Genomic DNA, 14,476 nt, shown 5'->3' with positions numbered 1-14,476 from the left:
ATCATGAAAAAAATTACATTAAGCGCTTTAATTATGATTACTTCAATAATTTCTTTGCAAGCGCAATTATATACACCAACAGGTACAATACTAGGAAATTCATTAAATAGCAACATAGGAATTGGTACAAACTCACCTACTGAAAAATTTACTATTGAAGGGTATCACGATAATAGTAGGTTTTTATTACATTCAGTTGGTGGAAATGATGACCTAAGACAAGCAGATTTAATTTTATGGGCTTCTGAACCTCAATTAACATGGACAGGTGTCGGTATTGGAAATAATGTGCATAATAACAAAAATAACCTAGGAAAAATTTCATTATTAAATCCGGCTAGAGGAGGCTCATTCATTCGCTTGTTAGACAATGCAATGTCATTTAATATTGTATCAGCTTCAGGGACTGCCAATGAAGTTATTAATATTAGTCCTGAAGGCAATATTGGAATTGGAACAACAAACACTATTGCAAAGCTAACAATTAGGCCAACCTCGGAAAGTAGCAATGGCGCATTTAAATTATTAGGTTTTACATATCCTTATGACCAAAGCTATTGGAGCGAAAATCAAATCGCAATGATGTATAATGGTGAATACAAAAACTTGCTATCCTCTATAGGTAACTCATACTTTAACGGAGGTAACGTAGGAATTGGTACAACTAACCCAACTGCTAAACTAACTGTAGCGGGAGACATTAATTCTCGCGAAGTAAGAGTAACTGTTGATGCTGGTGCCGATTTTGTCTTCGATAATAATTACGATTTGCCATCATTGAATTCAGTAGAAATTTTCATCAAGGAAAACAAACATCTACCAGAAATAGCTTCTGCGAAAGAAATGCAAGAAAATGGTATTAATCTATCAGAAATGAATATTAAACTATTACAGAAGATTGAAGAACTTACTCTCTATTCAATTGAGCAATCTAAAGAAATTAAATCATTAAAAGTAGAAATCCAAGCTTTTAAGTCTTTGTCTGAAAGACTTTCTAAAATTGAAAAGCAATTAAAATAACTTATTTATCTATCATGAAAAAAATTACTTTAAGCGCCTTAATTATAATAATGCCTATAATTTCATCACAAGCTCAAATTTACATCCCAAGTGAAGGAACAAAAATATCTCCAAATAACAATGTTGGTATTGGTACAAACAATCCTACTGCTAAACTAACTATTCAGGCTGGTCCAGATGGTTATCCAACTCCTTTAAAAGCAATTACTATTTTCGGTCCCAATTCCCCTGCTAATTTAAATTCCGCACAAGATATAAGCTGGGTCTTTTCAAGTGCAGGTTCATCCGCTATTCGTAGTTATAGAGGTGGTGACTATGACACTCATATACAATTTCTAACAAGTCCATCCTCTGAAAATAATCCACAAGTTCGTTTGCATATCAATGGTGAAGGAAATATTGGAATTGGAACAACGGATCCTACAACAAAACTTGATGTTTATGGTACAATCAAAAGCTATGAATCTACCCCATTAAAAACGACTCCTAATTCATTCCAACTAATTAATGAAATTGGTGGTAGCACTGGATCTAGTAATAAAATGATGAATAAAAAATGGCTTTTAAGAGATGCTACATCTGATAATTGGTGGACTGCAAGATTACATGATGGGATCTCTGTTGATGCCTCGTATATGAATCCACATGTTGATACTAAAACTTGGTGGGAAAGGGACCCAAATGATAATATCCAGTCATGGGGGAATGCAGCAGAAACTTATTTAACTATAAACAAAGGTAACGTAGGCATCGGAACAACAAATCCAACTGCAAAACTAACTGTTGCAGGAGATATTAATTCTCGCGAAGTAAGAGTAACAGTTAGTGCTGGTGCCGATTTTGTTTTTGAAAATAATTATAATTTACCTTCACTAACTTCTGTTGAAACTTTTATCAAAGAAAACAATCATTTACCAGAAATAGCTTCTGCTAAAGAGATGAAAGAAAATGGTATTAACCTATCTGAGATGAATATTAAATTATTGCAAAAAATTGAAGAATTAACACTTTACACTATTGAGCAAGAAAAGAAAAATATTGAACAATCTAAAGAAATTGATAAAGCAAATAAGGAAATCGAAACATTAAAAAAAGAAAACGAAGGATTTAAATCTTTATCAGAAAGACTTTCTAAAATAGAAAATCAATTAAAAAAATAAAAAACATGAAAATCAATTTACTATCATCTATCATCATTATGAGCATAAGTTTATCTATAAAAGCTCAAAATACAACTTTTAACAATGTATCAATTGGAACAGATGTTCCAGCTAATGGAGTTCAAATAAAAGCTAACTTTCCTGGAGTAACTGCAGGTTGGGCAAGAAGTTTTCATATTACTAATGAAGATGGCACACAAAATTTTATAGGACTTGGTGCTTTTGGAGGAGTTGCAAATGGAATTTCTTCTTTAAAAAATGCCTATATCGGTAAAGACTGGGATTCACAATATATGACATTTTTAGCAAATGGTAATATTGGTATTAACACAACAGCTCCAAATGTAAAACTAAGCGTTAATGGAAATACAATAATTACAGCTACAAGTGGTGCTTGGGAAGAAGGAATTAATATAGACTCTCCTGATGGGATTTGGGGAGGAATAAAATTCAGAACTATAGGTAGAAATGGATATAATGGAAATTGGCACTTCGGATACGATACCGTTCATAGTGGAGCAACTACAACTGGAAACAACATCTATTTATACAATGGTTCAAATAACTCATATGTAATGACATATAAAGAAGATGGCAATGTCGGTATTGGTACTAAGAATCCAGATTCAAAACTTACAGTAGCTGGAAATATTCATGCGCAAGAAGTAAAAGTCACAGTTAATGCTGGTGCTGATTTTGTTTTTAAAGAGGATTACGATTTACCATCACTAGATTCTGTAGAAATGTTCATTAAGAAAAACAATCATTTACCAGAAATAGCTTCTGCTAAAGAGATGAAAGAAAATGGCATTAACCTATCTGAGATGAATATTAAATTATTGCAAAAAATTGAAGAGATGACGCTTTATATGATTGGTTTCAAAAAAGAAATTGAAACATTAAAACAAGAAAATAAAGATTTAAAACACAAAATAAATAAAATTAAGAAGATTTAAAAAAATATGAAAACATCGTATATTCTCATCACAATTTTTGCTACTTCATTCTGCATCGCCCAAAATAGTTCTTTACCATTATCTACAGGATCCTTCTCAATTACCAACGACGGAGTTCATAATACACTCATTAATAGTGGAAATGTAGCCCAAATGAATATGGGTTTTGATGGTACAACAGGTTTTATAACATTTGGTGCACATACTGGAAATGGGTATAAAGATAACATTCTTTATATGAGAGGTAGTGATTCTTCTGTCGGAATTGGAACTTCACAAATAACATCTTCTTTATCAATAGGAAACAACCATGGTATTAAGTTATCTGTAGGAAATACATCTTGGAACAATAAATCTATTATTCAAACTGGTTGGAATACACAAATAGGAGATTTTACTGAAATTAATGTTCCTGGTCATGCTACAAATAATGCATTTATTAGAATAGCTCAAAATGGTTACTTAGGAATTGGAACCATAGTACCATCAGCTATACTAGATGTTTATTCACCAGTAATTGCACAAGGAAGACATAATTCACAAAAATGGTCAACTGGTAATTCCGGATATGATTTAACACTACAAACCATTTGGAACAATAGCGGTATCAATCAAGAATTTGTACAACGTTATAACGGAGTAGATTATACTTCATTAGCATTTTTTCAAGGAAAGGTGGGAATAGGAACACAAAATCCAGACGAAAAACTTACTGTTAATGGTAAAATACATGCGCAAGAAGTTCGAATAGATCTTCAGAGCCCTATGACTGTACCTGACTACGTATTTGCAAATGACTACAAACTAAAATCACTACAGGAAGTAGAAGAATTCATTAAACAAAACAGTCATTTACCCGAAATTCCTTCAGCTAAAGAAATCGAAAAAAATGGACTTATGCTTGCCGAAATGAATATGAGTTTGTTGAAAAAAATGGAAGAAATGACATTATATCTAATTGAGCAGGAAAAGAAAAACGCCATTCAATCTGAAAAAATTGAAAGATTAGAAAAAGAAAATAATGCTTTTAAATCTTTATCAGAAAGACTTTCTAAAATAGAAAATCAATTAAAAAAATAAAAAACATGAAAATCAATTTACTATCATCTTTCATCATTATGAGCATAAGTTTATCTATAAAAGCTCAAAATACAACTTTTAACAATGTATCAATTGGAACAGATGTTCCAGCTAGTGGAGTTCAAATAAAAGCTAATTTTCCTGGAGTAACCGCAGGTTGGGCAAGAGGTTTTCGTATTACTAATGAAGATGGCACACAAAATTTTATAGGATTTGGTGCTTTTGGAGGAGTTGCAAATGGAATTTCTTCTTTAAAAAATGCTTATATCGGTAAAGACTGGGATTCACAGTATATGACATTTTTAGCAAATGGTAATATAGGAATTGGAACAACGGAGCCTACAACAAAACTTGATGTTTATGGTACAATCAAAAGCTATGAATCTACACTATTAAAAACGACTCCTAATTCATTTCAACTAATTAATGAAATTGGTGGTAATACTGGATCTAATAATAAAGTGATAAATAGAAAATGGCTTTTAAGAGATGCTACATCTAATGATTGGTTGACTGCAAGATTACATGATGGGATCTCTGTTGATGTCTCGTTTATGAATCCACATGTTGATACTAGGACTTGGTGGGAAAGAGATCCAAATGATAATATCCAGTCATGGGGAAATTCAGCAGATACTTATTTAACTATAAATAAAGGTAAAGTAGGTATTGGCACAACAAATCCTATCGAAATATTAAATGTTAATGGCGGTACTGGAGAAGGAGCCCAATTTGACACTAAAATGGCATTGACAAAAACTTCCAGTACGGGGAATATTCAGAGTGCTAAAATTGTTTTAAATGCTGTGGATAGTAATTTTGGAAATTTAGTGTTTAAAGTTAAAACAACTGCAAGCAAAGCCGAAATTGAAGATTTCTATACAGATGCCTTAACTATTAAAGGATCTGATGCTAATGTAGGTATTGGTACTAACAGTCCAATCGAAAAATTTAATATTAATGGCGGTACTGGAGAAGGAGCCCAATTTGATACTAAAATGGCATTGACAAAAACTTCCAGTACAGGGAATATTCAGAGTGCTAAAATTGTTTTAAATGCTGTGGATAGTAATTTTGGAAATTTGGTCTTTAAAGTAAAAACAACTGCAAGCAAAGCCGAAATTGAAGATTTCTATACAGACGCCTTAACTATTAAAGGATCTAATGCTAATATAGGTATTGGTACTAACAGCCCAATCGAAAAATTTAATATTAATGGCGGTACTGGAGAAGGAGCCCAATTTGACACTAAAATGGCATTGACAAAAACTTCCAGTACAGGGAATATTCAGAGTGCTAAAATTGTTTTAAATGCTGTAGATAGTAATTTTGGAAATTTGGTCTTTAAAGTAAAAACAACTGCAAGCAAAGCCGAAATTGAAGATTTCTATACAGATGCCTTAACTATTAAAGGATCTAATGCTAATATAGGTATCGGAACCTCAAATCCAGACGAGAAGCTCACTGTAAAAGGAAAAATACATGCGCAAGAAGTTCGAATAGACTTAAATTTTCCAGCACCTGATTATGTATTTGCAAATGATTACAAACTAAAATCATTAAAAGAAGTAGAAGAATTCATTAAACAAAATAGTCACTTACCTGAAATTCCATCAGCTAAAGAAATTGAAAAAAATGGACTTATGCTTGCCGAAATGAATATGAGTTTGTTGAAGAAGATTGAAGAATTAACTCTTTATAGTATCGAACAAAGTAAAAAAATATTAATACTTGAAAAGCAAAATGAAAAATTATTAGCTATAGAAAAAAGACTGGAAAAAATCGAAATGAGTTCAAACTAAAAGGCCAAGAATTAATTTTATAAAAATGAATTAATATTCCCCTTATTTTTGATAAACTGCAATTCCTCTCAATTAAAAACTTTTCTATTTTTTACATTATTGGTCTTAATAGTAAGCTGTTCAAAAAGTACAGAAAACAGATTATAGTTATTGACAAAGAATTAAAAGAATTTTATATTTAAAAAACTAAAATGAATAAAAAGAATTAGTTTAAAGTAATTATTAAAAATTTGATTCTTTTTATTTTAACCTGAAATAATTAATAATAAAGCAAATGGTGTTAATCAAAATGATCAATATAGTAATGGAAAATTACCATGTACAGGAGATTGCGATGGGTGGGTTGGTACAGAGTTTATAGGCCCCACATCTATTTCTACATTTTATAAAAACGACAGACCGGTTGACGTGATTGATAGAGGAGCATACTACCATGACAAGGGTTATGTGTTTAAAGGGGCAGATGGGATTCATGGAGCTTTGTTTGATTTGAATGTTTTAGATTACGATAGACAATTATATTACACAGCCCAAAGTACCTACTTTAAGTATTTTCTTGGAGCAAAAGACGATGTCACTAATCGTCCAATATCTTTGCAGACTGCAGGTAGAGCATGGGCTGTGAGTCTTGCTTTCGGACCAATAGTCATAGGAAAAACTATTGCAAAAGGTACACAATCGAGATATGAAGAATTGAATTCTTTTGTAAAGGAATTTGGATACTCTACAAATCATTTCTTTAATTCACTCAAACCCAATAACTTTTAATAAATCAAAACCATGAAAAATACAATTTATTATATATTTGGAGGAATCATTTTAGTAATATTAACTTATGTTTTCTATCCAGAAAAGCCATTTGAAGGTATTTTGACAAATGAAATTTATTTGTCTCCTAATGGGAAACAAATTTTATATACTTACGAAAAAGAAAAATCATCATCTATTTATAGTTTCAAAATTGGAGATAGTATATCTACATTATTAATAAAAAAGAATGGTTGGTATTTATCTGAACCTAGTTTTTCTGAAGACGAACAGAAAATAATATATCGAGCTTGGCAAATAAATAATCCTGTTATTTCTGTTTATGTTGCAAATACTGATGGTTCAAATCCTAAAGAAGTTTATAAAACAAGTTTATTATTTGCTCCAAAATTTTCAAAATATAATCAAGATGTGATTTTTTTTGTAAAAGCTGCAGAGTATTCCAATCATTCTCCTATTGTTAGACAACGTCCTAACGGAATGGATTTGTATTCTTATAATTTAAAAACTAAGCAAATCCAAAAACATACTGATAGTAATTATTACAACATAAAAAGTTATGATTTTATTGATAAAAATAAGTTTGTAATTAATTCTGATAAAGGTATTTATGAATATTACATAAAAACTTTGAAAAAAAAAGAATTAGTGCTAAAAAATAGAAATATTGATTCTGATCATGTAGACCAATTTTATGATAGCTCATTAAGTTATTCACAAGTTACTCAGAAATATTTATTATCAACTTATAATCAACTTTATTTATGGAATGGAAAAAATGACAAATTAGAAAAAATATACACCTGTGAACCTGAAAATAGAATAGATTATACTTCATTTTTTAAATACGAAGACAAAATATTAATATCTATTTATCAAACAATAACAATAATAGATTATAAAGGAAATATTTTAGATAGATTTAGAATCCCCTACCCAGATGACGCGAAGTCTGTTACGAATAAATAGTTCGCATCCTTAAACAACTGTGTCAAAAAAGCAAAAAACTCGCATTTGCGAGTTTTTTGCTTTATAATTCAGAACCCCCACAATCAAAAAATATTCCCTTACTTTTGACAAACTACAATTCATTCCAATGAAAAAAGCTCTTTTGCTTTTCTTTTTATCGATTACTGCAACCTACGGACAAATCTTAGGCTGCACTGACCCGTTGTCTAAAAACTACAATTCAAGAGCCACAGAGAACGATGGAAGTTGTTTATACAAGTCTACAAAAATAAAACCAGAGTATTCTAATAAACTAAGTGATTCAATCAAGGAAACCTCAGGAATAATAGCTTTCAATTCGTTATTATGGACACATAATGACGACCATGATAAAACCATTTACGGACTGAATCCTCAGGGAGAAATTAAAAAGAAAATCATACTTGAAAAAGCAATCAATACCGACTGGGAAGAAATAGCACAAGATAGCACACATATATACCTAGGCGATTTTGGAAATAATTATATTGGAAACAGAACTGATTTACATATTCTAAAAATCGATAAAAAATCATTTCTAACAGGAAACCCTGTCATTGATACTATTTCATTTTCTTATGCTAATCAAACCCGTTTTACACCAGAAAAGCCAAACAAAACCAACTTTGATTGTGAAGCATTCATCGTTAGAAATGACAGCATATATTTGTTTACCAAACAATGGAAACACAATAAAACAAGTATCTATACTTTACCCAACAAATCAGGAAATCACGTTGCTCAATTAAAAGAAACCATTGATGTAAAAGGATTAATAACTGGCGTAACTTATTTACCAACACAAAAGCTCATTGTTCTTTGTGGGTATTCTAAAATTGGTAAGCCTTTTTTATTCCTCTTATATGACTACAAAAACAATGATTTTCTAGCAGGCAACAAACGTAGAATCAAAATTGCTTTACCATTTCATCAAGTTGAAGGTATTGCAACCGAAGACGGTTTGCATTATTATTTAACCAACGAATCTTTAATTAGAAAGCCTGTTCTTAATGTACCTCAACAAATCCATCAAATTGATTTAAGCCCTTTTTTAAGTACCTATTTAGCACAATACTCTAAAAAATAAAATCATAAAGCTTTGCGGTTAATCTCCCAAATCTGTACGCTGAAAAAGTTTTCAGTTGCAGTGAACAGTCTCAAGTTAAAATAACCTTGGCGTATCCCGATAGCCATCGGGACTGCGCTTTTTGCGGTTAATCCCTCCCCCATAAAACAAAAGGATTTCTTCACTATATACTATTTGCTAAATCTCCCAAATCTGCGTGCTAAAAAGTTTTCAGTCGCAGTGAACGTCTCAAGTTAAAATAACCCTTGCGTATCCCGATAGCCATCGGGACTGCGTGCTTTGCGGTTAATCCCTCCCCTACAAATTAAAAGAATCAAAAAGATTTCTTCACTATATACTATTTGCTAAATCTCCCAAATCTGCGTGCCAAAAAATTTTCAGTCACAGTGAACAGTCTCAAGTTAAAATAACCTTCGCGTATCCCGATAACCATCGGGACTGCGTGCTTTGCGGTTAATCCCTCCCCCATAGATTAAAAGAAAATTGTAAATCTTACAAATATCTTCCAAAATTATGCAACACCGATTTCCAAGAAGATAGCAACCTTTGCTTTCTGATATGAAAAAAGTATTTATTCTATTATTATCCTTCTTTTACTTGGTATTGTCTAGTGGCTTTACCAAGAATACTCATATCTGTAAAGGAATTAAACAGGAAACCTACTTTTTTGCACAAAATAAAGAAGGGCAACCTTGCTCTAAATGTGCTCGTAAGGATGGAAAAATACTTCAAGATTGCTGCAAACATGAAACCAAGTTATTAAAAATAACAGAAAAGGCTCAAAAAGCAGCTTCAGACAATCCTACTCTAAAATACTTTGGGGTTGCCATACCTTTTCATTTTTTCAAAGTTGTTTTTGGTTATGAATTCCCGCAAGTTAAAACTTCTGGATTTTCATACGACTTTACAACAATTCCTATTAGGAATACCCTACTCTATATTTACTATTGCGTATACCGTATTTGATTTTATTCAATTGATAAACTGTGCTATTTCAAAAGAATAGCATGGAATCTCTATTGTTTAATTTTAAATATAAATGTATGAAAATGCAATTCTTTGCATTGGTATTCATCGGTTTTGCCTCAGGAAATCTTTTAGCGCAGACCGTAACATTACCAAATGCTCTTGAACGTTCTGTTCAGAATTTTGAAAAAATAAAAGCCAAAGAAGCAATGGTTCTTGCTTCTAAAGAAAATGTAATATACCAAAAAAGCCAGTATTTGCCCGATTTCACTTTGATGGCACAACAAAGCTATGGAACTATCAATGCACAAAACGGACCTATGTATGGCTATGGAGGTTTGGGTGTTGCATCGACTTCTATGCCTTTGCAAGAACAAAACTGGAATGCCGCTTTTGGGTCACTTTATTTGGCAAACATCAATTGGAACCTCTTTACTTTTGGTAAAATAAAAAATCAGGTTGCTATTGCTAAAGCAGATGAAGCAGTTGCTCAAAAAGACTTAGAGCAACTCAAATTTCAACATCAGGTAAAAGTAGGCGCTGCTTACTTAAATCTTCTGGCTGCACAGCGCATTAAATATGTGCAGGATAAAAACCTAGAACGTGCCGAAGTTGTTGCTACAACAACCGAAAGTCGTTCAAATAGTGGTTTGATTCCTGAAGTTGATTTTTCTTTGGCGAAAGCCGAAGTTGCGAATGCTAAATCAGCAGTATTAAAAGCCTATGATTTAGAACTTGATTACTCCAAGGCCCTAGCTGTTATGATGGGAGAAGAATATCAAAAATATAAATTAGATAGCCTATTTACCAACAAAACTCCTGCCCTACTTTTAGAATCCTCACTAGAAACTAGCAACCATCCAATTTTGGAATGGCAAAACAGTACGGTTCAAAAAAGCGTGCAACAAGAAAAATTACAGTCAGCTCTCGGATTACCAACTATTTCATCATTTGGTGTAATACAAGGTCGTGGTTCAGGTTTTGATTGGAATTATGTACAAGATAATACTGCTTTTTCTAAATCCTACTCCGATGGTGTTGGCATAGATCGCAGCAATTATATCGTTGGAATTGGTATTAGTTGGAATTTGATGAATATATACCGTCAAACCTCTAAAAAGAAAGGGCAGAAATTCATTACGCAATCTTTGCAGAATGAGTATGACTATATGAATCAAGAACTTGTGGCGCAACAAAAACTGGCAGATGACAAATTAAAAAATGCATTTGAAAATTTTGAAGAAACCAAAACACAGTTAAAAGCAGCTACAGATGCATACCAACAACATACTGCATTATACAACAACGGATTAACAACTATTGTTGACTTGACTCAATCTTTCTACACGCTTAACAGAGCCGAAATCGACTATGAAATAGCTCAAAACAACATCTGGCAAGCCTTATGGATTAAAGCTGCTGCCAAAGGAGACTTGTCTATTTTATTAAACGCCATATACTAAAGCCTAAATTATGAATCTAATACGTTTTGCCTTGCGCAAGCCCATCTCTATTATGGTGATGGTGCTGGGGCTTTTATTCTTCGGAATTAAAGCTACCAAAGATATAAAGGTGGATATTCTGCCAGATATGAATCTTCCTGTCGTGTATATAGCCCATTCATTTAACGGATATACGCCACAACAAATGGAAGGTTATTTTACTAAGATGTATGTAAATATGATGCTGTTTACTAGCGGTATCGAAAGCATCGAAACCAAAAATACTCAAGGACTTACCTTAATGAAAATAAACTTTTATGAAGGTACAGATATGGGGCAGGCAATTGCCGAAATCAATGCATTGTCTAATCGTTCACAGGTGTTTTTACCTCCGGGTGCACCGCCTCCATTCATTATTCGATTTGATGCGTCGTCACAACCCGTAGGACAATTGGTGTTTAAAAGTAATTCGAAAACCAACAACGAGTTACAAGATATCGCCAATTTTACGGCACGACCATTTTTGATTAAAATTCCGGGATTAACAACCGCACCTCCTTTTGGCGGAAGCCCAAGAACAATCGAAATAAACATCGATCCGAATAAATTACGCACCCATCAATTGACTCCTGAGCAAATTGTAGAGGCCATTAGCCGTAATAATATTACTTCTCCATCGGGGAATATCTATGTTGATGATATAAATTATTTAACACCTACAAACAACACCATTAAAGAAGTTGCCGATTTTGGCAATATTCCAATTTTTAAAGGTGCAGTCGATAATGTCTATATCCGTGATATTGCAACGGTAAAAGATGGTGCCGATATTACAACAGGTTATGCCTTGATTAATGGAGCGCGCTCAGTATATATTAATATTGCCAAATCAGGTAATGCATCAACATGGGATGTGGTAAAGAATTTGAAAAAAGCCATTCCAATGATTCAAAATAACTTACCAGATGATGTTACAATCTCTTATGAATTTGACCAATCGGTATATGTTATCAATGCTGTAAAGAGTTTGATTCTAGAAGGCGTCTTAGGTGCTTTATTAACCGGATTAATGGTATTGTTATTCTTACGTGATAATAGAGCTGCTTTAATTGTAGTGTTAACGATTCCAATTTCGATTATATCGGGGGTGTTATTCCTGAAATTATTTGGACAAAGCATCAATATTATGTCCTTATCTGGGCTAGCTCTGGCTATAGGAATTCTAGTTGATGAAAGTACTGTTACTATCGAAAACATCCATCAACATCTTGCAATGGGAAAAACAAAAGCCAAAGCAATCCTAGATGCTTGTCGAGAAATTGCTTTTCCTAAACTATTGATCCTACTTTGTATTTTGGCAGTATTTGCCCCAGCATTTATGATGACAGGAATACCAGGTTCATTATTTATGCCGTTGGCACTAGCAATTGGATTTTCTATGATAGTATCATTTATCCTATCACAAACCTTTGTTCCTGTAATGGCCAATTGGTTAATGAAAAATAAAAATCACGAGCACAAAGAAGATAAATTTGATGGATTTAAAAATCGTTTTGTAACGTTTTTACAATCCATAATGCAAAAACGAAAAGCAATTTTGATTGCCAGTTTTGTGTTAGTTGCATTGGGTGTTTTTGTCATGTATACCAATACAGGTAAAGATGTGTTACCAACCGTAAATTCAAGTCAATTTCAAGTACGTATCAAAGCACCAGAAGGTACTCGTATCGAAAAAACGGAGCTAAAAGTAAAGCAAGTTTTAAATGAATTGGAAACTGTAATTGGCAAAAAACACATTGCTATTTCATCTGTATTTATCGGTCAGCACCCTTCCTCATTTGCGGTAAGTCCAATTTACTTATATAATGCAGGGCCTCACGAAGCGCTGATGCAACTTGCGTTAAAAGATTATGACGGAAACACAAACGATTTAAAGGAAAAAATCCGTAATCATATGAAAGCAAAAATGCCAGAATTGCATTTTTCTTTTGAACCGATAGAGCTTACAGAAAAGATTTTAAGTCAAGGAACAAATACACCAATTGAAGTTCGTTTTTCAGGAATGATGAGAAAGATGAATGTCATGTATGCTAATAAGTTGTTGGCTAAATTAAAAGAAATCGACTATTTAAGAGACCAACAAATTCCGCAATCCCTGAACTATCCAGCTTTCGAAATAAATATAGACAGATTAAGAGCAGCACAATTAGGAATTGACGCTCAAGACATTGCTCGTTCACTAGTACCAATTACAGCATCTTCTCGCTACACAAGCAAGAATATGTGGGTAGGCGGAATGATGGGAATTGCCTATGATGTACAAGTGCAAACGCCACAAAACATATTAACCACTAAAGACGAATTGCTTAATGTTCCGTTAGGAAAAAACTCTGACCGACCTGTTCTTGGTGACGTAGCCACAATAACTCCAACAAAAGTTTTAGGAGAAAGTTACAACTTAGGAACAATGGGCTATACACCTGTTACTGCAAATATTCATAATGCCGATTTGGGTCGAGCGCAAAAAGATGTGCAAGCAGCAATTGCTTCTTTAGGAGAATTACCAAAAGGAGTAAATATTCAAATTTCAGGAATGGTGCCCGTTCTGGATGAAACCATGAGCAGTTTGGCAATGGGATTACTAATTGCAATTATCGTAATCTTTTTGATGTTGGCAGCCAACTTCCAATCATTCAAAGTTTCATTTGTAATATTAACAACTGTGCCATTTGTAATTTTAGGATCGTTGTTGTTAATGAAAGCAACAGGCTCAACATTAAACTTACAATCGTACATGGGAATCATTATGTCGGTAGGAGTTTCTATAGCCAATGCAGTATTATTAATTAGCAATGCCGAAACATTACGTATGGAAAACGGAAATGCGCTAACCTCAGCCATACAAGCAGCTTCACTTCGTATTCGTCCTATTATCATGACTTCATTGGCAATGATAGCAGGTATGTTGCCAATGGCAATAGGCCATGGTGAAGGTGGTGAGCAAGTAGCTCCACTTGGGAGAGCAGTAATTGGTGGACTAATCGCGTCCTCATTTAGTGTATTACTATTGTTGCCGTTAGTATTCGTATGGATTCAAGGAAAAGCATCTACACAATCTCCTTCATTAGACCCTGAAGACGAAAACAGTGCACATTATATAACATTAGAAAAATAAAATCATGAAATCGCCATAATTTAAAATCATCAA

Annotated in this window: 11 protein-coding genes; all 11 read left to right on the top strand. The window is 33.0% G+C overall.

Annotation, left to right across the window (positions count from 1 at the left end; translation table 11 throughout):
- Positions 1-3 precede the first annotated feature (3 nt).
- The 11 genes from LNQ49_RS18585 (at position 4) to LNQ49_RS18535 (ending at position 14,443) form a co-directional block, all read left to right on the top strand.
- Positions 4-1,020 carry a hypothetical protein gene (locus LNQ49_RS18585; RefSeq protein ID WP_229990505.1) on the top strand — a complete coding sequence of 339 codons (1,017 nt, stop codon included), beginning with the start codon at positions 4-6 and terminating at the stop codon, positions 1,018-1,020.
- A 14-nt stretch (positions 1,021-1,034) separates the two neighbouring features.
- A complete protein-coding gene (locus LNQ49_RS18580; protein WP_229990504.1) occupies positions 1,035-2,180 on the top strand; it encodes a coiled-coil domain-containing protein in 1,146 nt (381 codons plus the stop codon).
- A gap of 5 nt (positions 2,181-2,185) precedes the next feature.
- Entirely contained in the window at positions 2,186-3,136 is a 951-nt protein-coding gene (locus LNQ49_RS18575; RefSeq protein ID WP_229990503.1) for a tail fiber protein, read from the top strand.
- A gap of 6 nt (positions 3,137-3,142) precedes the next feature.
- Positions 3,143-4,216: a tail fiber protein gene (locus LNQ49_RS18570; protein WP_229990502.1), complete on the top strand. Its 1,074-nt coding sequence runs from the start codon at positions 3,143-3,145 to the stop codon at positions 4,214-4,216.
- A gap of 5 nt (positions 4,217-4,221) precedes the next feature.
- On the top strand, positions 4,222-6,018 hold the full coding sequence (locus LNQ49_RS18565) for a hypothetical protein (RefSeq protein ID WP_229990501.1): 1,797 nt from the start codon (positions 4,222-4,224) through the stop codon (positions 6,016-6,018).
- A gap of 408 nt (positions 6,019-6,426) precedes the next feature.
- Entirely contained in the window at positions 6,427-6,786 is a 360-nt protein-coding gene (locus LNQ49_RS18560; protein ID WP_229990500.1) for a hypothetical protein, read from the top strand.
- A gap of 12 nt (positions 6,787-6,798) precedes the next feature.
- Positions 6,799-7,755 carry a TolB family protein gene (locus LNQ49_RS18555; RefSeq protein WP_229990499.1) on the top strand — a complete coding sequence of 319 codons (957 nt, stop codon included), beginning with the start codon at positions 6,799-6,801 and terminating at the stop codon, positions 7,753-7,755.
- A 127-nt stretch (positions 7,756-7,882) separates the two neighbouring features.
- Positions 7,883-8,860 carry a T9SS C-terminal target domain-containing protein gene (locus LNQ49_RS18550; RefSeq protein ID WP_229990498.1) on the top strand — a complete coding sequence of 326 codons (978 nt, stop codon included), beginning with the start codon at positions 7,883-7,885 and terminating at the stop codon, positions 8,858-8,860.
- Positions 8,861-9,418: 558 nt separating this feature from the next.
- Positions 9,419-9,826, top strand: coding sequence for an HYC_CC_PP family protein (locus LNQ49_RS18545; protein WP_229990497.1), 408 nt, complete (start codon positions 9,419-9,421; stop codon positions 9,824-9,826).
- Positions 9,827-9,903: 77 nt separating this feature from the next.
- Positions 9,904-11,289: a TolC family protein gene (locus LNQ49_RS18540; RefSeq protein WP_229990496.1), complete on the top strand. Its 1,386-nt coding sequence runs from the start codon at positions 9,904-9,906 to the stop codon at positions 11,287-11,289.
- A gap of 10 nt (positions 11,290-11,299) precedes the next feature.
- A complete protein-coding gene (locus LNQ49_RS18535; RefSeq protein WP_229990495.1) occupies positions 11,300-14,443 on the top strand; it encodes an efflux RND transporter permease subunit in 3,144 nt (1,047 codons plus the stop codon).
- Positions 14,444-14,476: the final 33 nt, after the last annotated feature.

Source organism: Flavobacterium pisciphilum, from assembly GCF_020905345.1.
In the GTDB taxonomy this organism is placed as follows: domain Bacteria; phylum Bacteroidota; class Bacteroidia; order Flavobacteriales; family Flavobacteriaceae; genus Flavobacterium; species Flavobacterium pisciphilum.
Note: the sequence above shows the minus strand (reverse complement) of the source record. Positions and strands in the feature narration are given on the sequence as shown.